General features: G+C 56.4%; 14 protein-coding genes. 10 read left to right on the forward strand and 4 right to left on the reverse strand.

Translation table 11 applies throughout. The features are described 5' to 3' along the window. Nucleotides 1-566 precede the first annotated feature (566 nt). From BN1233_RS22115 to BN1233_RS43160, 4 genes are all read right to left on the reverse strand, one after another. Nucleotides 567-2,459 carry a hypothetical protein gene (locus tag BN1233_RS22115; RefSeq protein ID WP_147707422.1) on the reverse strand — a complete coding sequence of 631 codons (1,893 nt, stop codon included), beginning with the start codon at nt 2,457-2,459 and terminating at the stop codon, nt 567-569. Between the two features lie 455 nt (nt 2,460-2,914). After that, complete coding sequence (locus BN1233_RS50805; RefSeq protein WP_082145579.1) at nt 2,915-4,240, reverse strand: glycosyltransferase; 1,326 nt, start codon at nt 4,238-4,240, stop codon at nt 2,915-2,917. Nucleotides 4,241-4,402: 162 nt separating this feature from the next. Beyond that, the gene (locus tag BN1233_RS22125; protein WP_048708543.1) at nt 4,403-5,899 is read right to left on the reverse strand and encodes an oligosaccharide flippase family protein; all 1,497 of its coding nucleotides are present in this window, start codon (nt 5,897-5,899) and stop codon (nt 4,403-4,405) included. A 539-nt stretch (nt 5,900-6,438) separates the two neighbouring features. After that, a complete protein-coding gene (locus BN1233_RS43160) occupies nt 6,439-7,902 on the reverse strand; it encodes a sugar transferase (RefSeq protein ID WP_052763877.1) in 1,464 nt (487 codons plus the stop codon). A gap of 285 nt (nt 7,903-8,187) precedes the next feature. On the opposite strand from BN1233_RS43160, the gene nusG reads away from it, so the two are divergent. From nusG to BN1233_RS22195, 10 genes are all read left to right on the forward strand, one after another. Next, the gene (gene nusG / locus BN1233_RS50585) at nt 8,188-8,766 is read left to right on the forward strand and encodes a transcription termination/antitermination protein NusG (RefSeq protein ID WP_082145582.1); all 579 of its coding nucleotides are present in this window, start codon (nt 8,188-8,190) and stop codon (nt 8,764-8,766) included. A gap of 921 nt (nt 8,767-9,687) precedes the next feature. Next, on the forward strand, nt 9,688-11,514 hold the full coding sequence (asnB, locus tag BN1233_RS22155) for an asparagine synthase (glutamine-hydrolyzing) (RefSeq protein ID WP_046865761.1): 1,827 nt from the start codon (nt 9,688-9,690) through the stop codon (nt 11,512-11,514). 20 nt (nt 11,515-11,534) lie between these two features. Next, nucleotides 11,535-12,608: a glycosyltransferase family 4 protein gene (locus BN1233_RS43170; RefSeq protein WP_048708537.1), complete on the forward strand. Its 1,074-nt coding sequence runs from the start codon at nt 11,535-11,537 to the stop codon at nt 12,606-12,608. Nucleotides 12,609-13,068: 460 nt separating this feature from the next. After that, complete coding sequence (locus BN1233_RS47140; protein WP_147707426.1) at nt 13,069-13,806, forward strand: hypothetical protein; 738 nt, start codon at nt 13,069-13,071, stop codon at nt 13,804-13,806. A 388-nt stretch (nt 13,807-14,194) separates the two neighbouring features. Continuing rightward, nucleotides 14,195-15,175, forward strand: coding sequence for a glycosyltransferase family 2 protein (locus BN1233_RS22165; RefSeq protein WP_048708536.1), 981 nt, complete (start codon nt 14,195-14,197; stop codon nt 15,173-15,175). A gap of 29 nt (nt 15,176-15,204) precedes the next feature. After that, nucleotides 15,205-16,248 (forward strand): glycosyltransferase family 4 protein, encoded by a 1,044-nt coding sequence (locus BN1233_RS22170; RefSeq protein WP_046865763.1) that lies wholly within the window; start codon nt 15,205-15,207, stop codon nt 16,246-16,248. A gap of 440 nt (nt 16,249-16,688) precedes the next feature. Continuing rightward, nucleotides 16,689-17,567, forward strand: coding sequence for a glycosyltransferase family 4 protein (locus tag BN1233_RS44240; RefSeq protein WP_048708534.1), 879 nt, complete (start codon nt 16,689-16,691; stop codon nt 17,565-17,567). Then, nucleotides 17,564-18,925: a hypothetical protein gene (locus tag BN1233_RS22180; RefSeq protein ID WP_046865765.1), complete on the forward strand. Its 1,362-nt coding sequence runs from the start codon at nt 17,564-17,566 to the stop codon at nt 18,923-18,925. The genes BN1233_RS44240 and BN1233_RS22180 overlap by 4 nt, the downstream gene beginning before the upstream one ends. A gap of 590 nt (nt 18,926-19,515) precedes the next feature. Further along, nucleotides 19,516-20,658 carry a glycosyltransferase gene (locus BN1233_RS51160; protein ID WP_074078335.1) on the forward strand — a complete coding sequence of 381 codons (1,143 nt, stop codon included), beginning with the start codon at nt 19,516-19,518 and terminating at the stop codon, nt 20,656-20,658. 86 nt (nt 20,659-20,744) lie between these two features. Further along, nucleotides 20,745-22,493, forward strand: a complete 1,749-nt coding sequence (locus tag BN1233_RS22195; protein ID WP_046865767.1) for a carbamoyltransferase family protein — start codon at nt 20,745-20,747, stop codon at nt 22,491-22,493. Nucleotides 22,494-22,869 lie beyond the last annotated feature (376 nt).

A 22,869-nucleotide genomic window follows, 5' to 3' on the forward strand; every position in this document is an offset into this window, starting at 1 on the left:
GTGGCGGCTGCGATGCCCAGGAAATGACGCCGCGCTCTGCTGACGGGCCGAAAACGGTCTGGGGCTCGTGACATGAGCTTACCCTCCGAATGGAGCATTCTAAGTTTGCTCGTGGCGAGTAGAGTGGCCCAGCCCACAAAACTGAGAAATTCCCCAGAGAACAGTATCAATTTGGGTGAAGTCTCTACCGCTTCTGCGGATACCATTGTGCGAGTGGACGCGGTGGGCCTACGACCGGCGCAACGTTTCGGCCTTGTAACGGACAGGTCCTCTTTCGGTCTCTGGCCCGGCGATGTGGCGGTTCTAGGCAATCTCTCGGCGCACAAAGTGGCGAGTAGAGGCGATCCAGGGGGCGAGGCCAGCGTTCTCTACCTGCCGTCCTCCTCGCCCGATCTAGCAGGTCTATGCCAAACTTAAGGCGCTCTGCAAAAAAGTTGCCGCACAAATGAAATACGCGCTCTGGCAGGCTATTGGGAATTGCTCGACGGCTTTTCAGCCGTGAATGACAGAATTGTCTCACGAACTGCGACTACAAATCCGTATTAGGCGAAACTGCTGTAAGACCCTCAAGGACCACTGCTGATCTTGAGAGTGCCGCGGTCGTTCCAAACCTCTCCTGCAATATGCGGATCCGATGTTGGAAGTCCTTTAGCGAACAGTCGCCCATTTATTGCATATGGTGCCGATGAAGTTCCGACCGCACCCGCTGGTGTTCGCGGATCGAGCGGCAAGAAACTGTTGTAATACCAACTCCCGAACTCATCATCGGTCATGGAGCCGGCCGGGATGGTAAGCAGGATCGGTTCAAAAATATCGAACGTGCACCCATCCTCAGACTGCGGATAAACACAGGCCCCGTACGCCGGATCCTCATTTGCAGAGCCTGCAGTGATCAGTGTCAATCCTAAAGTCATCCAAGCCCACGCAGGAAAAGCTGGAACTCCTATCCCCGCCTGGGCATAGTTCGTTTCATCCCCATTCTCGATATTGCGCCAAATATTCAAATTGCGACGCCAGCTGCAAATCCGAAACCCGACGAAACTTGGAATTTCCCACGTACCGCGGGTTCGCAACCAGCATCCGAATGCCACATGGTCGCCTACGGACCAGCCGTCACGCGGGCGCGATGGGGGCTCTAAAAGCAACTGTGCGTTTCGCGACCCGTTGTCGCTAATGTTGTAGGCCCGCAGTGTTCCATCGGGCGCATCAACCAGTGACACGACCATGCCGCGGTCAGCTCTGAGAGCCCGTCTGGCTCCCACTGCAGGTAGAGGAGAGGGGTTGAGAGCAGGTGCAGATGCCCGTGCCATACCGAACGAGCGGCCAACAACCTCACCGCGCAAGTTGAAGCCGACTTGACCCTGGCGGGCATCGGCACCGTTCACGACGACAGCACGTCCTCGGATGGGATGATTGCGGCCAGGGCTGATAACGACCGTATCCGGGGCCGCGTGGGGTGGCTCGATTTGAATATCTGCGAACGCTGATCTTGGAATGTCGACACGGGATGAGTTCTGGATCGTCGGTCCGCCGCGAAGCCCATCATATCTCTTGACCCAAACAAGCGGGGGTTGGTCCGAGATAAAGTCGCCTTCCATAATAAGATTCCGGACCGTGACGTTCGATCCGGAGCCGTCAATATAAAGGCCGCCGCGAGCCCAAACGCTGTTGGCAATATCGACGAGGCCAGATTGCTGGCCTCTGAGGCGTATGCACGCCCGGCGCGGCGACTCCAGGGGGATATTCTCGTTACTGCTGATCACTGTATTATGGAAATAGAGCCAAAATCCCCATCCGATATCGACGGCAGGCCCCATTACGCCGTCATCTTCGCCGGACTTGCGGAGAATCTGTAAATTGTCGAACCAAACGAGGGCTGTCATGGACTCCATTCCGCCACCGCCATCGGCCTCATATCCGATGCGAACAGCATGCGGTGCCTCCCAAATCGCGGTGTTCGCGAACCTGGTGCCGCGGTTGGGAGTCCCAGCGAGCCAGATGGCCGGCAGGTCACTAACCCAGTGCGACTGATCGCCATTTTGGGTCGGGTAGATCACGGCGGCACATGGTTGTCCAAACTGGATCGATTGCCCTCCGCTGGCACCGAGAAACAGTACGGATTTTTCGCGTCGAAATCCTGGCGGGGGAGACGAGAAGCTAGGATCCGACGCACCGATCAACCAGATGCCTTGGTGATCCACCTCACCGCCTACAAGAGCGCCTGGCGCGAAGACGATGGTTCCACCGCCGCCACCAAAACCACCAGTGTCCGGAAGGGCATCATAGGCGGCGAGAATGGTTCTTTTCGCCGTCAGCCAACTCGATCCATCATTGTGATCACTGCCGACTCGGCTGTCCACGTAGAGTACATGAGCTTGACCATTAGCGGAGAGCAGTTCACCGGCTGTGTGGGGTGAAAGGCAGAGCAATGTAGAGGATTGGATTGCCGGAATGCTCATTCGGTTCCCCACATACAGGTGCTGAAGGTGGCCCATGTATCTACTGAGTTATTCGGGCGGTCATCAACCAGAGCTTAGGATTGGCCGTGGCGACCATTGCTCTAGACTCGCGACAAACGTGTCATCGTTAAAGCAAGATCATGTCCAGGAGCTGATACTGATGATGCCAAGCGATTTACGAGCGTCGTGAACTTGCCTTGCATCTTGGGCCGCATCCGCTTCCGAGTCACTGCAGAGGGACGAACGTTTCTGCGGGAAAGCAACGAGTAGTCTGTCTCGGTGTCTTGTCGCATGCGACTTCAAGGTAAATGCGCCGAATCGACTAGTGAGTGATATCCTCTAAGCCCCAATCAGGGATTGTTTTTCTCCCTCGCATCGAAACCCAACGTCTCGGAGTGTGGATGATGGGTTGGGCGACACAAGTCGGTAGAGTTAGATCATCTATATCTTTCCAGTCATACTTCTGATGCACCGGTTGGGTTTGCCCTCGTGAGGCGCCGGCCGACAGTCAAAGCCCTCCTCAAACCTTGGTGATAGGAACTCCTTATCGCAGAACTGACTCTCGTTGGGCACAGCGCAAGGACGTGGTGTGCCGCATCCCGCCCAAGAACGAAGGCTACGTCGGCACATCGTCTGCTTAGAGTCGATCCGGCCAGGGCTCGTTGGTACATGCACAACAGGTTCTGCGTTGCTGTCTCTAAGGCGAATCGCTCTGTCACGACGCGACGTCCAAAATGCGAAAGTTCGTCACGAATGGTCGGGTTCAGCATTTCGTGGATGTGAAAGGACAGCTTTTCGATTGGATCTCCATCAGAGCCATTCCCATAAAATCCATAGCGCATGAAGTAGGGTAAATTATTTTGGGTAAATGGCTTAGAAAAGCCGTCACTGCCTAAAACAATCAGCGGTTTTCCAAACGAGAGGCCGCGTATAGCAGCTCCTCCCATAGCAAGTACAAGATCCGCCGCGCTATATGCAGGTCTAGGATCATTCATAAGGCCCGTCATCATGATTACTTTTGCTCCCACGCGTGCATTTACCTCTTCGGCCAAGCAACGCAGAGTAGCCGCGGCATCGCCGTCACCTACAACGGCCAATCGTAATTCAGGTGCATTCAGGTGTGCAACTGCGTGCATAACATTCGCTATACCTTCGGCCTTCATCGACTTCTCTAGTCGAGATACAATAACCAATAGCGGAGCGTCAGGGCTAATTTGCCAACGCGTACGGAAATCCAGAGACTGTTCCGGAGAAGACAAATCCGCATCAAGGTTGACTGGGGGCTCCATGAGCCAGACTGGTCCCCATCGGGACGAGGCAGCCGATTCCCTGAGTTCCTCTGTCCCCACAATCAGGGGAGTATTTGGCGGCAAGCCTGTAACGTTGCTCATTCCCCAATTGGTGACTATCACAGCGCACCGCGAATGACGAGCGAGTGCCAACACAGCGGATGCGGCCTGCCCAACACCAAAAACATGTATGACATCGAACTTGTCTCGTTCCACTAATTTTCGGAAGTGCTGCGCCTGCGCCCAATTGCTTGCGGCTGCGGGCAGAACTTCCACATGCCACCCGCGCTCCTCTGCAACGGGGAGCACTGAAACAGGCGGATCGTCATGAATTCCGAAGACAGTCACCTGACAACCATTTCTACGCAAAGTTGTCGCGAGATCGAGTGCGTTCAGAGAATTGCCTCCGAAACTGAGCTCTCCGAGTCCAATTGCAACACGCAGCGACTTCTCTGTTGGAGCGCACGTAGATGGATTAGAAATGGGTTGCATATAGGAGCCTATCGCATAGTAGTATATCTGGAATGAGGCGGGGTGTATCGATCCTCACTGCAGGAGACATGGGTGCTGCCGCTATCCTATAGTGCATGTACGAGTCTGATATCTTGTGACCCCACGGGAACGATCGTGCGTCATACCTTTCGCGGCGGCTAGTTATCCGGACGGACTTCGAGTTGTGTTCAGTTGCACTAGCCGATGAAATCCTTCCGCAGCTATACGTAGCTCTGCTAGGAGAGGATGCGCTGTCAGACATAGTCCAGCCAACCATGCAAGCATGCTACCAACCACTGCGAGGAATAGTAGTGAGGACTGCAAATCCGCCCATGGGCCGCCAACGGCCAGACAGGTTGCCGGAACTGAGGCAGTCAAAAGCGTGACTGCGGCACTTCTGCGGACAGACGCGGCAATCTCGTTCCAACTCAAATCTAATCGCCGCCGAATGAGAGCCATAGCTACCCCGACTTGGAGCGGCAGTATAATTAGCATGCTCGCCGCAACTGTCCCCGCGCCATGCAAGGCGGCAGCAGTAACGATACATGCAGAAATGGGGAGAGAAATTACGCTCGAAGTCAACGTATCCCGGATGTGCCCCGAGGCGACAAGGACCGGATAAGTCAGTGGCGCAGGCGCCATGACGAGACTGGCCAACGCCAACATTCTGAGGACCGGTGCCGCGGCATCCCATTGCTCGCCCAGGAGGAGGCGCACCACCGGTCCCGCCAGGAGTGCAAGGCAGAGGAAGGCAGGCCATTGCACACATGACAGGAGGCAAAGGCCATGAAGGTAGGCTGTTTTTAACTCCTCTCCAGCGCGCGCCTTGGCGGCAAACGCGGGTAGAATGACTGGCTGAAAGGCGCCCACGATGGCTCGGTTCGGCATTTGAGCGAGCACGGCCGCCCGGCTATAGAGGCCAACCGCATTGAATCCCGCGAACCGTCCCAAGAGTAGCTGCGGTAGCATTTCGAACGACGCATTCAAAAAAGCTGTGGCACTCGAATAGCCGCCGAAACTGAGAACTTTTCTCCATTGCCTCAGGCAGGGCTTGTACATCCAGAACTGCCGGCGCATCGACAATGCGAGCACCGAGATTGTTGCGGCCGAAGCGAAAGCTGCGAGAGGGAGGCTGAGATACCCAAAGCCGAGTGCAATGAAGAAGAGTGACGCTACTAAGTTGATAACTGTACTCGCGAAATTAATGATGGCCACCGATCGAAAATCCATCTCCCGCTGCATTAGGCCGAGCGTCGGGCCAGCAAGCGAGCCGGCCACGAGTCCTACGCTCGAAATGTGAATGACCGGTTCCAGCCGAGGCTCAGCATAGAGCCTCGCGAGGGGAGCGGCGGCAAACGCGAGAGCAAGAGCAGTGAGGAGAGAGGACGCAATGACCAGCGTAACCGTGGTGCGAACGCCATCGGGGACAAGGTCTCGTTCCTGTACGATGTAGGTGACTGTTCCGAATTCGCGCAGCGAATTAGTGACCACGACGATGGCACTGGCGACCGCAAACACGCCGATTTCGTCGGGCGACAGCAGCCGCGCTATCAGCGCTGTCGATGCCAAGCCGATAGCAAGACCCGCATAACGATCGAGTCCGGAAAATAGCAAGGACCGGCGCAATTGGGTGAGGAACAGACTGGAGGTAGCGGTCAATTGCCTTCCATTCTCGAACTTTGGCCGTATGTCGGGCTATACACATGATTATTCAGCTTCGACTGGAGGGCAATCGAGCTGCGCAAACGCGGTAAGGAGCAAGGGCGCCTTACAGTGTCACTACATCCTCCGGCGTTACTCGAAGCGGCCAAGCGAGGTAACTTTGTAAGGAGTAACTGGCGTCTGTGGACATTCGATTCACAGTCAAGTTTGTGCTCGCGGGCTGAATCATGACAGTGAGGTTCTGGTCGGTCTCGTCGTGACGGAACGTGATCCGGCGAAACTGCTTCGGTGTGTAGGAGAAGCTCTCCATCAGACGGAGCCGGCAATACATCTCGAAATCGCACGCGCTGTGGTGCGATCGAGCAACTTTCGGCGGGGTGGCCGGCGTGCCGCGGCATCAAGCTCATAACGGAGCCAGCCGCTGTCGAACGCTGTGTGGCCGATGAACGCCTTGATCGCGAGTTCCGCGAGTAAGTGCTCAGTAAGGCTAGCCACAGGCACTGCTGCATCCCGAAAGTCGCACAGCTGGATCTCCATTAATGCGAACTGTGTCCGGCTCCCTGAAGAGCAGCTCCCACTCCAGATGGATTCTGCGGAGCAGACTGGTGCGGGCGCCCCGCGAGGTGACGCTCGCCGCGAAAGAACACTCCGAAGCTCATCAGGAGTATACGGACATCAACCCAGAATGATGCATTCCGCACATACCATTCATCATAACTATTCTTTTCAAGAGCGTCGAGTGCGCGACCTCCATTTACCTGAGCCCATCCAGTAATCCCAGGTCGGATGGACAGCCGAACCGTAGGATCCGGCGGCTGATCGGCAGGCAAGAGCGGGCGGGGACCGACGAGAGACATGTCACCGGAAAGCACGTTCAGCAGTTGGGGAAGCTCATCCAGACGAGTACGCCGCAGAAATTCTCCGACCCTCGAGAGCCGCTCCTCTTCTGAGACCAATTTTCCCAGATGGTTGACAGGAAGATGCAGGGTTCTGAATTTATAGAGGAGAAAGGCGTGTCCACAGCGACCCACACGCTGTTGCCAGAATAGCAATGGCGAACCAACATCCAGGAACACGACAACTGCCACAAGAGCTGAAATGGGCAGTGTCGCGATGGCAGCCACGAGAGCCACCCCAAAATCGAGCGCGCGCTTGCTGCGGTGATACCGAGTCAGGGCCATCCGCTTCATCGTGTTCTCTCGGTGGTCCAAAACTGCTATATTGTCGGAGAATCCTTGCAGTTGGGGCACAAAATCGAAGCCGATAACCCGACGCTCACATACCTGCCGGATCTCGGAGAGTAGTTCCGTCGGCAGGACACTCTCATCTCCTCCTACGAGCACCCGATCGACCGGCACACCGTGTATCTTGAACTCGTCGATAACTCGCTCGAGCTGCTGAGGGTGACCGATAATGTGAATGCCGTTGATGGCTCGGCCGACGAGCTGCGCCCTCTCGTCGAGCACTCCGACGACACGACATTGCTCGCGCAGGCAAGTCTGGATCATTCTGATGTAGGCGGCCGTCAGGGGATTCGAGCCAAGCATCACGACGTTGGTGATCCGCGATCCCGGCGACGGCCGAAGACGCGCCGCCAGGAAACGCTGTGCTGTTATTCGGGCGGCAATCAAGCCTGTACCCAGGAGTAGGGCGTGAATCACGGGGGTGGAACGTGGAACGCCTTCAAGCCGTGTGAAACCGAAGGAAGCAATGCACGTCAGTATTGCGGTGCATACCACCGCCTTCAAAACGTTCCCCGCATCAGGCAACGAGAAGTAAGGGGTAAGGCCATCCCCTAAGCGGAAGATGACGAAGCAAGTAACCGCGGCAACAAGAGCTACCAGGGAATAGAATGTGCTGATAACCAGCCATCCAGCGGAGAGGAGTTGAGCATCCCGTAGATACAGGGCGAGCGCCGGAGATATAGCTGCCCACACGACGTCGAAGGCCGCAACCTGAATCCGCATGGAGCCGCACGACGATGGCAATCGAGCATGCATGACTTTCATCCTCGGATTGCTAGAGGATGAACACCAAGCTTCCCCAGAGATAGTACACATTCCCGGTATATATTCGCGAAATGTGATCTCGATGGAGAAGCGAGTTACCTCGCTCGGACGAGATACTTTACCACCTTGGTAGTATTCTAGTACCGAATGCCGGGTGATCCCGACAAATTGGCCTTTATTGACGAGTCGTGTGACGGTGAATAACAAAAAACAAAATCCGCCGAACCGACGGCCAACTGCCTCGAGCGGCAACGTGCTGGCCGGGTAGGAGCCACGATGCAAATCGACGATTGCCGGGATGTAGTTGCCGACGTTCCGGCGCGTAGCCAGCTATTGGTTTCTCGCCTTCAGCTATTAGATGGTGAAAGATGGTATGCAGTGCATGCCCAGCCGCACCGTGAGAGTGGTGCTGAAATGCAACTTCGACTTCAAGGCTATCGAAGCTTTCTGCCTCAGACGATCAAGACCATTCGACATGGGGGTCAATTCCGAACGGCCAGAGCGCCATTGTTTCCGCGATATTTCTTCGTCATCCTGAACTTGAAGCGAGATCGCTGGCGATCGGTAAATGGGACGTCGGGAGTATCGAGCCTTATCATGGCTCATGACCGCCCAGCTCCAGTTCCCAATGGGGTAGTGGAGGCGCTCCTGGAGATGGCAACGGGCCCAGGCTTCGTGCATGCCGACCAAGATATAGCGGTCGGGCAGAATGTCCGTGTTCTCGCTGGCCCGTTCACCGACATAATCGGATCACTTGAACGGACCGACGATAAGGGCCGCGTTCGCGTACTGCTCGACATCATGGGTGGAAAGGTTCCGACGGTTCTCCAACGTCGACACGTCAAAGCCGTTTAGTCAGCATCGCGACAGCGACTAGGCCATTCATGCCATTCCCGTTAGCCGCTAATGGGAGTGATCGAATTTCATAAACGGGTTGAACGTCTCTCCACCCGAACGGCGGTAGCATGGAAGCAATGGCAGGGCAGCGCTTTTGCGCACTTAAGTGATGTAGGGCGCTCCTGCGTGTTTGGTCGAATGGACAGGCCCTCCCGCAGATAGTGGACTCATCATAATGTCGGCCGCTCATGCTCTGACATTGCCCCTGAGGCTGAACGGTTGGCCGGATTGCAAGCGCTTCGCGCAGAATGTCGGTTGCGGAAAATGCAGAGTCAGTCTGCTCCCGGGAGATGCCCAGGCAAGGGCCTGGTGGGCGGGCGCTTCTGTTCTGAAACCTCACGCGCCTGCGCTCGGTAAGGTATTGCCAGCAGGATTTTCGGTGACTGAAGATGCTATGCTCCAAGTCGACTTGATGAACTTGGCGTATTTCAATATGGCCCCTGGAGATCGCTACACGATCCGAATTGCTTATCAACTTCAGAGGCGAACTGATCTCTCTGTTCCAGTGGCGCCAGTTGTCGTCATCGAGGGAACCACGCAAGGCCCCCAAGTTTTTCTGCTCTTTCCGGGGGAAACGCCGGATCTGACCCTACCCGATCTGTCCTACACGCGGGTTTGGACGGGAATCGAATCGTGATTGTTTGCCGCAACACAACTTGGCGTGGCATTGTGTCGTGTTCTGGCGCGCAAACGCAAAACCGGGTTGTGGGGATCGAGGTGGTCGGCAGCGCCGTATCGAACCGAGCTGCGGCCGCGCAGATCGGCGAGGCCCATATGGGACCACAGCTCCCGAAGCGGACCAGTCGAAGAGGTACTCCAGGAATAATACCTTAACTTGCATTTTTCCCACCCCTCGAGATTACTGCGAGCGTCATTCACATGTGCGGCCTGAACGGAATTTTCTCCTACCATTCTGCAGCGTGCTTTCCGAAGCGCGCCGAATTGATTGCCACGCGCGATTACATGCATGCGCGAGGGCCCGATGGGGCAGGGGAATGGTGGAGTGAAGATTTCCGTGCGGCACTAGGCCATCGGAGGCTGTCCATTCTTGACCTCTCCGAGCGCGCAAGCCAGCCGATGGTCAGCTTGGATGGGCAACTTGCGGTAGTCTTCAACGGAGAGATTTATAATACTCCGGACCTCCGCACGGAACTCGAGCGACGTGGCGTTGTATTCCGGACCACTTCCGACACGGAAGTGCTTTTGCATCTTTTTGCATATCATGGAGAGGAGATGGTCCATCACCTGCGAGGCATGTTTGCGTTTGCAATCTGGGACGAGGCCAAGCATCGCCTCTTCCTCGCGCGGGATCCGTACGGCATAAAGCCTCTCTACACCGCTAATGACGGGTGGACTTTTCGCTTTGCGAGTCAAGTCAAGGCGCTTCTTGCAGGGAGAGCGGTATCGCGCGATCCTGAGCCCGCTGGCATAGTCGGTTTTCACCTCTGGGGTAGCGTGCCGGAGCCTTTTACAATGTATCGCGAGATCCGCGCTCTGCCAGCTGGCCACACGCAATGGATAGACGCAGCCGGTCCCCGGAAGCCTGTGTTGTATGCGTCGGTCCCTGCGGCGCTGTCTCGCGGCGTCCGCATGGCGGTAGGACGAGATGAGATTACCCCTCGTATTAGGGCAGCCGTACTGGACAGCGTGCGGAGCCATCTGCTTGCTGATGTCGAAGTCGGTATGTTTCTCTCGGCGGGTGTGGATTCCGGAGCTGTGCTTGGTCTGATGCGCGATGTCGGACAAGCCAAGGTTCGCGCGATCACTCTTGCCTTTGAGGAATTCCGTGGCACCGCGGATGATGAACTGCCGTTGGCAGCCGAAGTGGCAAGGCTCTATGGTGCCGAACACGTCGTTCGAACCGTGTCAGAGCGCGAGTTTCAAGCCGACCTGCCTGTGATTCTGGATGCGATGGATCAACCGTCAGTTGATGGAGTGAACACTTGGTTTGTGTCGAAAGCAGCTCGTGAAGCCGGGCTCAAGGTAGCGCTTTCCGGATTGGGTGGCGACGAGCTCCTGGCCGGCTATCCGAGCTTCCGGCAGATACCGCGTTGGGTTGCCGCGTTTCGAGTTCCGGCCGCGATCCCCGGCGCTGGGATGATAGCACGCGCCATCTTGGGTAGGCTTGGCCTGCACACTCGTCTGCCGAAGGCACTGGGCTTGGCCGAGTACGGCGGAAGCTATGCCGGGGCCTATCTGCTCCGACGTGGCCTCTTCCTACCCTTCGAGCTGAAGACCATACTCGACCCGGAACTCCTGAGCGCCGGAATGCGCCGCCTCGCTCCACTTCGGAGGCTCCGGGAGAGCATGACACCTGATCCACGTGTGCCGATCGCCCGCGTTGCAGCGCTTGAATCAGCCAATTACATGCGCAACCAGCTTCTACGTGATGCCGATTGGGCAGGGATGGCGCATTCTATCGAGATCCGTACGCCTCTCGTAGACTTTCATCTCCTCAAGGCGCTGGCGGCCGTTGTGCCGAGTCTCGACGAATTGTCCGGGAAGCATGCCTTGGCAATGGCACCGAAAACACCGTTGCCTGTCGCGATTGTCGGTCGCGCCAAGACTGGCTTCGGAGTGCCTACCGGGCATTGGATTGCCGCTTCATCTTGTGAAACCGCGCGCAGCAAGGGTGCCGCATCGAGGGCTTGGGGGCGCGAGGTTCTGAGTCGAATGATAGATAGCCCCAAAGCGAAGCTTGCGTAAGATAGAACGTGAGCACAGCAATGCATATTCTCGCGCTGGTCACGGACGCGTATGGCGGGCGTGGAGGTATTGCTCAGGTGAGCCGCGACATGGTGGCTGCGTTTACGAATAGCAAGGATGTAGCCCACGTTGACATCCTCCCCCGTCACGCCCCGGATCTCCTAGCGGGATTGTCCGAAAAGGCGCGGCAGCATCCCGCACGGGTTGGGCGGCTTGCATATTCTGCCGCTGCGCTGAAGGCTACGCGCCGAGTTCGTCCAGAACTGATCTACTGCAATCACCTCTACATGGTCCCGCTTGCGGCCTTCATTGCGCGGCTGAACCAAGCCAAGCTGCTCGTTCACCTGCACGGTATCGAGATCTGGCCTGCGCCTTCGACCCTTCAACGTCGCTCATTAGAACTCGCTGATCTCGCGTTGTGCGCGAGCCGCCATACACGTGCGCGACTGCTAACCCATACCAACTTACCGCCCGAGCGCGCCATCGTCCTGAGTAATACGGTTGCGTCAGATTTCGCGCCAGGTGACCGAGCTGCCGCACGCACGCGGTTCGGTTTGGACGCGCAGCTAACGCTCCTGACTGTCGGCCGTCTGGACGCGCGCGAGCGTTACAAGGGGCATGACAGGATTATCCCTCTACTGCCCGGTCTGCTGGCGGAAGGACTGGATATAATCTATCTCGTTGCCGGAGAGGGCGATGATCGATACCGGCTCGAGACACTTTCTCGGGAGCACGGCGTAGCGGAGCGGGTCCGTTTTCTAGGCGCGGTCGCTCGCGCCGACTTGCCAAATCTCTACCGTGCGGCAGATCTGTTCGCCATGCCCTCCACTGGAGAGGGCTTTGGAATCGCCTTCCTTGAAGCTATGGCCTGCGGCGTTCCTGCCATTGGTATTGCAGTTGGAGGTGCCTCGGATGCACTCTGTGACGGGGAGCTAGGAGTTTGTGTGAGCGAAGTAGATTTTCCGCAAGTATTTGCTCAACTGCTTCAAGCCGCAGCAAAAGACCGAGCGCAACTTTCTTCTAATGTTCATGCCCGCTTTGGCTTTCCCGCTTTCCAAGCTCGGGTGGTGAAAGCACTAGCCCATCTGCAGTAAAAGGAAAGAGTACTCCTATCGCGCAAGCATTGCTACGGTATAGCAAAGAACGAAGGTGCGTTGACGGTACAATAATCGCTGCAGAAAGTATAACCTTGTAACACAGTAGGTGCCATGTCAAAGTGGCTGAGCAGGTAAATTGCATGAGCCACAACTCACCAATGCGGTGCAATAGCGGACAACTAGCACAGGAAAGTCAATGGCTTTTGAGATGGGCTTACTGTTACAATCTCCCGAGGGGCACTGCACTTAGGGTGCCGGTCTGCTTTGGAGTGGCTTCGTGAGCTCGTACGTCCATATCTGCACGCTATGCGAGAGGGGTTACGATCTAGGTGTTGGGGCTCTACTCAACTCACTAATACTGAGCGGTTTCAGAGGAAAGGTGTCCGTTGGGACGAGAGGAGAGATCTCAGCGCTTTTGGGGAACATTAAGACTGCATGCTTCAGACATAATATTTGCGTGTCTATCTTAAATGTTGATTGGGATGGCCATCTAACAACATTCAAGCCAGCATTTATGCGCCAAATACTCGAGGCAACTGTTGAGAACGAAGGAGGAGTTGCGTACTTTGACCCAGATATCGTTGTAGAGGCCCGATGGGGATTCTTCGAAAGTTGGATAAAAAATGGCGTGGCGGTCTCGAGTGATGTGGTTCACAACATGATGCATCCCCATGATCCTCGGAAGCTGATGTGGCGCGATATTGCGGAGCGACTGAATTTGGAATTCCGAGATTTTCAGGGCTATGCAAATGCGGGCTTTGTTGGTGTGCATCGAAAACACCGCACTTTTCTGGATAGTTGGGCGATGTTGACGGACAAGCTCAGTGAGGTGGGTCTCCTTGATCCTTATGCATTTAGGCAACGTGACCCAACTCACCCATTCGTTGCCGCAGACCAAGACGTCATGAATATGAGCTTTCACATAGCAGACGTCCCAATTTCGCTCGCAACACCAGATGGCATGGGTTTCCAGACAACTGGTGCAACGTACATGGCACATGCGCTCGGACCAAAGAAGCCATGGCAGCGTGGGTTTCTCTCTCAGGCGTTACGACGAGGTGTTCGTCCGAGCTATGCGGCGCGCCGTTACTGGGAGTATGTCGAGGCGCCCGTTCCAGTATTCAGTTCTTGGGAGGTGCGTATGGCTAAACTCGAAATCAGGGCAGCTGCGTTGGTAGCTCGACTCGCTGGCTGATGGATTTGCAGAATTCGATTTTATGGCCACTACCGCCAGCTTTATTAGCGCGCACTGCCGCAATGCATATCAACTCCAAGAAGCTTCGGAATCGCGCCATTTGCTGGTGAGGCGCTGTATGGGCCAGGCGGCGAGCAGACCAATGACGCTGGCGAAGCAAACCGGGCGTGATCAGCTTAACTTTACACCGAGCCTCCTCGGCAGCAGTAGGTACGGGAAGTTGAAAGCACTTTCGGCCCGCGGAAGCGGCACGCTAGAGCGTTCGGTGTGAGCATCAGAGCGCTTGCGGAGCCGGTGTTATAAAGGTTCGACGAGATTGCGACGTAATCATAGGGCTGTGGATTGAGATAATATTCATTTCATATTGGACTTGGTGGGTTAGTTCAGCATGACGTCAAAGCAATCGAATGTCGGCATTGAATTAGGGATCTCAATAGTTATCCCATCATATAAGCGTTTCGCCGCACTGCGTGATACCCTCGAGGATCTGACCCGGCAAAGCTTACCGCGCTTTGAAGTGCTTGTTGTCCTGCAAACGCAGCTATCGCTGGCGGAACTTGCTGACCTTCCGGGACAACCGCGTGTGTTCTATGTTGAGGAGCCGAACGCGAACCTCGCACGTAACATCGGCCTCCTCGAGGCGCGGTATGATATTGTTCTATTTCTTGACGATGACCTCCGGATAGAAGATCCAAGCTTCCTGTTCAAGCATGCTCGTAACTTCGTCGATACCAGCATTGCTGGAGTCTATGGCCAAGTTCTGGAGGTGGGGCAGGCTCCAACATTGATGCCGGATCGGAGTACCATTGAAACCTCATGGGGCTGGATCTATCTGCCTGCGAACTACGGCCAGCGCTGTCGCACGCGCAATGGAGGTAGCGGCAATCTTGCTGTCCGGCGAGCATGGGCAATCGCCGTCGGGGGAATGGATGCGCACTTCATCAAAGGGGCGCGTCGCGAGGAGACTGAGTTCAATCTTCGCTACACCAAGCGCTATGGGCCGCTTGTCTTTGATCCTGAGGCGAGCGTTGTTCACCTAAGCGCTGAGGGTGGCTCGCGGACATGGGGGCACGTCCGGCAGGTCGTGCCCATGCACCACATCGTAGGTCACTGGTACTTCCTATTAAGCTCGATGCGCAACCGGTCCTTGACGCCACGAAGCGTATTGCTTGAACTTCGTCACATCGCTACAGCGCTCATTCGCAATCCATCCGCTAGAGCTGGCATTCCGAGCTTCTTGCTCAATGCGAGTCGGGCGCTTATTGGCTTAGCACTTGCGTCATATCAGATTTCAAAAGGGCCGCGCTGGATCGACGGGATCGCTCCGGACCGGTACGAAGTCCTCTCCGACGCGGTCCATATTAATTAGTTCTTGTCGCCGGACGAGAGGCCTGACTATTGAGGATCTTTTTCTTTTCCACTGTCTTCGCGCCGAGTGTTGGCGGAATTGAGAGGCTTGCCGAGACACTGTGCGCAGAGTTCGCTGCAAAGGGACACGATGTTCGGCTCGCGACGCTCACGCCTTGTATCGAGAAAGAAAGACGGCCTTTTGCGGTTATCCGCCGGCCGAGCCTCATCCAGTTCTTGGAGCTGCTTCGCTGGAGCGAGATCCACATTCAGGCCAACGTCTCGCTCAAGTATACGTTTCCGCGTGTGCTACAGCCGAAACGTTTGGTGTATCAACACAACAATGTCTATCAGCGTGATGATGGTACGCTCGGTGTCCTCGATCACTTGAAGTGTCTGATAGCGCGCCATACGCTGGGTATCGCCAACAGCTGCTATACTGCGGGTAAGCTTGGCTGTGCTCGTACGGTGTACAACGCGTATGACGATTTCGTCTTTTGTTCGACGGTGCCGTGGGATAATCGCGACCGCGACATAGTTTTCCTCGGTCGGCTTGTGTCGCAGAAGGGCTGCGATGTACTCATGCGGGCACTAGGACGGCTATCGCGGGACGGTCTGAGACCGTCCGTCACCATTATCGGCGACGGTCCGGATCGCCACATGCTTGAGATGCTCGCCCAAACTGCGGGAGTTAAGGCGCAGGTCCGGTTTACAGGAACGCTAGCGGGCTTCGCTCTCGCCGCAGAACTCAATCGCCACCGGGTTCTCGTTGTGCCATCAACCTACGAGGAGCCCTTCGGCATCGTGGCGCTCGAGGGCCTTGCCTGTGGCTGTCTTGCGGTGGTTTCAGAGCGCGGTGGCCTCATCGAGGCGATTGGACCGCACGGTCTTACATTCCCCAACGGTGATGAGGCTGCGCTTGCCCGAACACTTGCTGAGGTGGTTTGCGGCTGGGACGTGGCTCGCGCTCGGCTTGCAGGTATCGACATGCACCTCGCGAACTACCGGGCGTCGGTTGTGGCCGAGCGCTACCTTGCCATTTTTGAGGAGCTTCTAAAGCAGAGAAGCGGGTTGCTTGACGCTCGAAGTCACTAGATAGTCATCATGTCACGACAGGTTCAACGGTCAACAGACTGTAACCGTTCACTATAACTGGCGTAAGTACGTTGACTGTAGTCATCAGCCATCCAACCGGGAATGCGAACGTTCGAGCCGTACTCCGCGCAGCCACACATAGCGGGTACCTGCACAGCTTCTGGACCTCTATAGCAATGCCGCCAATTTTGGCGAATCTCCCTCTGGTAAAAACGCGAGCGAAACGCGAAATCGGGCGGAGGATATTCCCGGAAGCGCCGTGGGAGCGGACGCACGTGCGGCCCATGCGGGAGACAGCACGCCTCGTCGCCGGACGCATGCGTTGGGCTGGTCCGACACGGCATGAGACTGGCTGGGCGTCGGTCGACGAAGTATATCGAGAACTCGACCGCGATGTCGCATCATATCTCGGTCGAGCCGCTGCACGTGGCGTAAGGGCGGTGTACGCTTACGAAGACGGTGCGCTTGAAACCTTCCGCGTAGCGCGCAGCCGCGGGCTTAAACGCCTCTACGATTTGCCAATCGCCCACTGGCGCACCCTTCGGCGGTTACTTGCGGAGGAGGCAGACATGCACCCCGCTTGGGCGCCGACGATGGAGGGCCTCGTCGACAGCCCGTCCAAGCTCGAGCGAAAGGACGAAGAGATCGAACTCGCCGACCAGGTTGTGGTCGCATCAAGTTTTACACGACGCAGCCTGGAGGAGCATTTCGGTCGGGATCTCGCCATTACTCTAACACCTTATGGCGCTCCACCTCCGCTGGTGACGTATCCGGCGCGGCGTAGGGCTGGCGAACCGTTGCACTTGTTCTACGCTGGCCATCTCACGCAGCGGAAAGGGATGGCATACCTCATCGCGGCTCTACACTCAGTCGATATTCCATGGCAAATGACGTTGGCTGGACCAAGACCCGCAGCAGCCCCGCCCGAGTTAGATGCTTTTCTAGCCGACCCTCGCTGTCGGTGGCTAGGACACGTTCCTCATGCAACACTGCTTGAGGAGATGACGCGAGCCCATGTATTCGTTTTCCCTTCAATCGCCGAAGGATTTGCGATGGTCCTGTTTGAGGCCATGGCTGCTGGAATGCCGGTCATCACCACACCGCATACTGCCGGACCCGACATAATGACGTCTGGCCAGGAGGGATTTATCGTTCCGATCCGCGATCCTAATGCCATTGCAGCGTGTATCGCGCTCCTTCATGCGGACGAGGACAGGCGCCTCGCAATGGCAATGACAGCGCTCGCGCAGGCCACGACATCGCGCTGGCAGGACTACGAGGCCAAAATTATCGCCATTTTCGATGAGATCCTTGCATGATTGCAGCGGATCCCCTCACTTTTCGCGATCTCTACTTGCCAACGAATCGCGTTGAGCTTCGAAAAGCGCGCCGGCGCTTGGTCGTAAATATGGTTCTGCTCATCTACGCTCTGGCGTTGATTGAGGGGCCTCTGCGCAAGTGGATTTTGCCGGAACTTGCGACACCGATCTATTTTACCCGCGATCCAGTTCTGCTTTTCCTCTACTGCTACTGCCTGAAATATCGGCTTTTCGCGCGCGGCACTCTCGTTCGACTCTGGTTTGCCATTGCGCTTGTCACCACCGTAGTCGGGATACTGCCCTTTATCTATAGCAGTCTCGATCCCCGCGCTTGGATTTTGGGCGTACGGAGCTACTGGATATATATGCCACTTGCGTTTGTCATTGCCGTTAACTTTCACCGGCAAGACGTCGAGCGGTTCTTCCGATGGAATATGCTACTTGCCGGACCCTATGCGGCGTTAGTGATTTTACAATACAGATCGTCGCCGTCGGACTGGATCAATCGCGGGTTAGAAGACGAAGTCGAGGTTGCGATGGTGGCATTCGACATCGTGCGGCCTTATGGACTATTTACGTTCACGGGACCGCATGTGGACTTCACCGCGTCAATAGTGGCGATGTTCGTTGCCTTTGTTCTATCGCGCCGCCAGGGTCGGTTCGACGCTCCAATTCTCTGTCTTGGCGCGGTGGCGGTGGGCGCGATGGCAGTACTCACCGGAAGTCGCGGAATCTACTTCTCGATCGGCGCAATCTGCATAATAGCTCTTGTGGGGTCTGCCATTGCCAATCCTAGTGTGCGCACATTGGCACGTACCGCGGTTATCGCGCTAGCGATAATGGCTGCTGCAGTATTGTACGTTACATTCTTCGCGGATATGTATACAGCAATGGAGACTCGCTTCGAGGTGGCTGCTCGGGCGGAAGGCTCCATCTGGGAGCGCGCCCTCGCCGGAGTTTTTGGATTCATAGAGCCGATGTTTTCCGCGCCTCTGATTGGCTATGGGATTGGGACAGGTACGCCACCAATCGCCAGTATTTTACGCCTGCCTCAGTATGTGTATGGTGAGAACGAACTAGTGCGAGTAGTCAATGAACTTGGGTTTCTATTGGGGCTGGGCTTTATCTTCGTCCGTCTCGGGACTGCCTTTTGGCTGGTGGCGGCGGCCTTTGCGGCGGCACGTCGGGGCGAGCTTGCAGCCCTTCCTCTCTCCGGTTACACGATAATCGCGATTTCCATAGGCCAGATTACATTTTCGCCGCTTAATGCTTTTCAGCCATGGGTAGTAGTCGGAGTTATCCTTGCCCTTTGTTGGGATCATGCGGGGCGAGCGCTGTTCCTGCGTACAGGAAGATGAGTAGACCCAAACTCGTATCGAAGCACCTCGCTCGGTAAAGCAAGCACGGTGACATTATGGTTAGCCCGTACCGTGTCGTGAAAGCCATACTGCGGCCGGCGTGCATTTTCTGCCCGTCGCAAGTATCCCGTTGAGTCGGCTATTCACCCAATGAACCCATAGGACGGGTTGGGATAAACACGCACTTGGGCCCCCACTGTTGCTCGACCGGGCCGGCAGGCACGTCGTGAGCAGACTGAGGGTGCCCGCCAACCTCACGCTCGTGCCCCCTCCCGCGTGTTCGCCTGAACTCAATCCGATCGAGAATGTCTGGCAGATTTTGCGCGACTAATGGCTGTCGAACCGGATCTTGACCTCCTGAAGCGACATTCTCGGTCACTGCTGCGTGGCCTGGAACAAGCTCATGGATCAGCCTTGGCCCATGATGCCCCTCAGCCTGCGCGACTGGACCCATGGGGCCTGATCAATGAGACTTGGTATAAGTTTGCGTGGATGGAGATGCTTGCGGTAGATGCTCAGCGCGCCACCGAAGCCGAACCACAATTGTATTCGAGAGTATTTACCTTCAGCGAACTTTTGTTGAGCGAACAGTGAAAGTTGCGCTTCTTACTGCGACGTTGTCTCCGGCCGCTGGCGGGTTGGCAACTTCGGTTCCCGCAACGGCGGCGGCCCTTGCGGAGCTGCCTGGCTGCGAGGTTCATATTGTTGGGACCGAGGATACCGCTGCCCCAGAGGCTTGGCGCACCTGGGGTCGCCACGTTCACTCACATCGTACTTACGGGCCCGCTGCTTTCAAGTTCGCTCCGAGCATCGGGCGAACACTACGGGATCTAGGCGCGGATGTCACTGACGTGCAGGGTCTCTGGGTACATTCGTCTTTAGCGCATCTCGGGTATCAACGGAGTCGCGGGCGACCATATCTCATCACACCGCGCGGGATGCTGGATCCGTGGGCGCTGAAGCGTTCATGGTGGAAGAAGCGTGCTGCCGCTTGGTGGTTCGAGGATGCGCATCTGCATGGAGCGATGTGCCTTCGCGCCACCGCCATCATGGAGGCACACCACTTTCGGTCCTACGGCCTCCGTCAACCGATAGCGATTGTGCCGAATGGAGTCGATCTTCCAGCCTTGATGTCTCGGACTAACGCTGGTGATCGGCGGAAGCGTCTTCTGTTTCTCAGCAGAATCCATCCGAAGAAGGGAATCCCATTTCTTCTGCGGGCCTGGGCTGCACTTCACCGTCGGCATCCCGATTGGGAACTTGTCATTGCCGGGCCGGAAGAGATCGGACACCAGCGCGCAATGCAAGTGCTCGCGAAAGAACTGGCATTGCCGCGTGTCATGTGGCCGGGGCCGGCACATGGTCAGGAGAAGGACGCGCTCTATCGCAGTGCTGATCTCTTCGTGCTTCCAACGCACGCAGAGAACTTTGGCTTGGTGATCGCAGAGGCACTGTCGTATAGGATACCCGTAATTACCACTACCAACGCACCTTGGGCCGGCGTCCACGAGCACGATTGTGGCTGGTGGATAGACCTCGCCGATGGCCCTCTCATCGAGACCCTGCACTTGGCTCTTGGCCTACAGGATGCCACGCGTACTTCTATGGGTGCGCGCGGCCGGGCTTGGATGGAGAGGGATTTTGCTTGGGCAGCCGTAGGAAGGCAGATGCTGGAAGTCTATCACTGGGCAGCTGCGGGCGGTGCGCGCCCGTCTTGCGTTCTTGTCGACTGAGGCCGCGGCACTCCGTTACGACCAGCGCAATAATCAGCAAACGAGCACTCCAGTTGGCTTCGAATAATCCAAAGAAGGGAGTTCCAATGCTTATCCTGGGTTTGAATGCGTTTCATGCGGACGCATCGGCTTGTATCGTTCGCGACGGTGTTCTGATTGCAGCGGTGGAGGAAGAACGCTTCCGCCGCATAAAGCACTGGGCTGGCTTTCCTACAGAGGCCATCAAATGGTGCTTGGATGAGGCAGGCGCTACCCTCGCGGATATCGACTATGTCGCTGTCAATCAGGACACTCGCGCCAATATGTGGAAGCGGGCGGAGTTCCTCGTTAGATCGCGACCGGATCTTGGTTTTTTGCTGGACCGACTTTGGATCCGCAAGGAGCGAGCTAGCGCGAGCAAGCTACTTGAGGGTATTTTTCTTGGAGAGACGTTTCGGGGAAAAGTTCAGCCCGTGGAGCACCATCTAGCCCACATTTCCTCTGCGTTTCACGTTTCACCCTTTGAGGAGGCTGTTACAATCTCGGTAGATGGGTTTGGTGATTTCGCAAGCACGGTTTGGGGGACGGGCTGCGGCACCGACATTAGCATCGATAAGCGCATTTATTTTCCGCACTCACTCGGAATTTTTTATCAGGCGATTACCCAATACCTGGGGTTTCCCAACTATGGGGACGAATACAAAGTTATGGGACTCGCGCCGTACGGAGAGCCTAAGTATGTCGAAGCGCTGCATGCACTGATTGAATTGCTGCCGGACGGTACTTTCAACCTGAACACAAAGTACTTTCGCCATCACACGGAGAGCTTGCCCCAGCAGTGGGAGAGTGGGTGCCCGACTTTCGATGATCTTTTTTCCCCAGAGTTTGAGAGCCTGTTCGGACCTCGTCGAGCCCAAGATGCGCCGCTGGAGCAATACCACCGCGATCTCGCCCGCTCGGCACAAGCGCTTTATGAGGAGGCCTTCTTCAATATCGCTCGAGCTGCCCGGAGGAACACGGGAATCACGGACATCGTTCTTGCCGGGGGCTGCGCAAATAACTCTGTTGCAAACGGTAAGATACGTCGCGAGACACCCTTCCGACGAGTCTACGTGCATGCCGCACCGGGCGATGCCGGCGGAGCCATTGGAGCCGCTTTTGTTGTGTGGCACCAAATGGGAGGTAAGACGCGGTTCCCAATGGAGCACGCTTACTGGGGCCCGTCGTTCAGCGACGGAGCACGCGCAGCCGCGCTTCAGGCGCGCATTGACGATCTAGAAGTTGAGAATTGCTACGTTGCCGTAGTTTCGGATGAGGCTGAGCTCTGCCGGAGAACGGCTGCGGCTGTTGCCGAGGGCAAGGTCGTCGGCTGGTTCCAAGGCCGCATGGAGTGGGGTCCGCGAGCACTTGGGAATCGGTCTATTATCGGTGATCCGCGCCGAGCAAACATGAAGGACATTCTGAACGCCAAGATCAAGCGTCGGGAGAGCTTTCGCCCGTTTGCGCCGTCCATCCTCAAGGACCATGTCAAGGATTGGTTCGAAGAGGACGACGACGTTCCCTTTATGACGCAGGTGTTCCAAATCCGGGAGGAAAAGCGTTCAAAAATACCAGCCGTCACTCACGTTGACGGATCAGGGCGACTTCAAACGGTGTCTCGCAGTATTAATTCTCGATATGCCGCTCTTATTGAAGCCTTTTACGCTATTACCGGTGTGCCAATTGTGCTGAATACAAGCTTCAATGAGAACGAGCCGGTTGTCTGCCGGCCGGAAGAAGCGCTGGACTGCTTTTTGCGAACAAGAATGGATACTTTGGTCCTAGGGAACCATGTTGTCGAGCGCCGTACCATATAAGCGCTGTGGCACACGATTTGCTCAGTGCCTTCAGGTCGACTCGACAAGTGCAATAACATGACTGCCTTGGTTTCCTTTAGGTGACATTAGGGAAACAGCGCGGGTCTTGACACGCACCGTCTTCACTCCCGGATCATAATGACGGGGAGAGCCTCCTTTTCGCCGGCTTCGACGCAGGCCGCATCAGCCTTGCATTCGTAGGAGCGCTGTGAGCGCACTGTGCATATGAGCTTGCGTCGCCACTGGGGCAAAGCCGATCATGCCACACTGAAGTCCCTGCTTGAGGCGTGCGCAGGGTCTTCCAATTGTTCATCGTCGATCCCTCAGCCGGCTATTCAGTGTTGTATCTGAACGTTGCCGAAGATTAGGATAGCTG

The sequence above is a fragment of the Microvirga massiliensis genome (assembly GCF_001006805.1).
GTDB lineage: Bacteria > Pseudomonadota > Alphaproteobacteria > Rhizobiales > Beijerinckiaceae > Microvirga > Microvirga massiliensis.

What these genes read in the sequence shown, in the direction of transcription:
- BN1233_RS22115 (WP_147707422.1), bottom strand. Translation starts at nt 2,459, where the DNA reads ATGAGCATTCCGGCAATCCAATCCTCTACATTGCTCTGCCTTTCACCC.
- BN1233_RS50805 (WP_082145579.1), bottom strand. Translation starts at nt 4,240, where the DNA reads ATGCAACCCATTTCTAATCCATCTACGTGCGCTCCAACAGAGAAGTCG.
- BN1233_RS43160 (WP_052763877.1), bottom strand. Translation starts at nt 7,902, where the DNA reads ATGCATGCTCGATTGCCATCGTCGTGCGGCTCCATGCGGATTCAGGTT.
- nusG (WP_082145582.1), top strand. Translation starts at nt 8,188, where the DNA reads ATGCAAATCGACGATTGCCGGGATGTAGTTGCCGACGTTCCGGCGCGT.
- asnB (WP_046865761.1), top strand. Translation starts at nt 9,688, where the DNA reads ATGTGCGGCCTGAACGGAATTTTCTCCTACCATTCTGCAGCGTGCTTT.
- BN1233_RS43170 (WP_048708537.1), top strand. Translation starts at nt 11,535, where the DNA reads ATGCATATTCTCGCGCTGGTCACGGACGCGTATGGCGGGCGTGGAGGT.
- BN1233_RS22165 (WP_048708536.1), top strand. Translation starts at nt 14,195, where the DNA reads ATGACGTCAAAGCAATCGAATGTCGGCATTGAATTAGGGATCTCAATA.
- BN1233_RS22180 (WP_046865765.1), top strand. Translation starts at nt 17,564, where the DNA reads ATGATTGCAGCGGATCCCCTCACTTTTCGCGATCTCTACTTGCCAACG.
- BN1233_RS22195 (WP_046865767.1), top strand. Translation starts at nt 20,745, where the DNA reads ATGCTTATCCTGGGTTTGAATGCGTTTCATGCGGACGCATCGGCTTGT.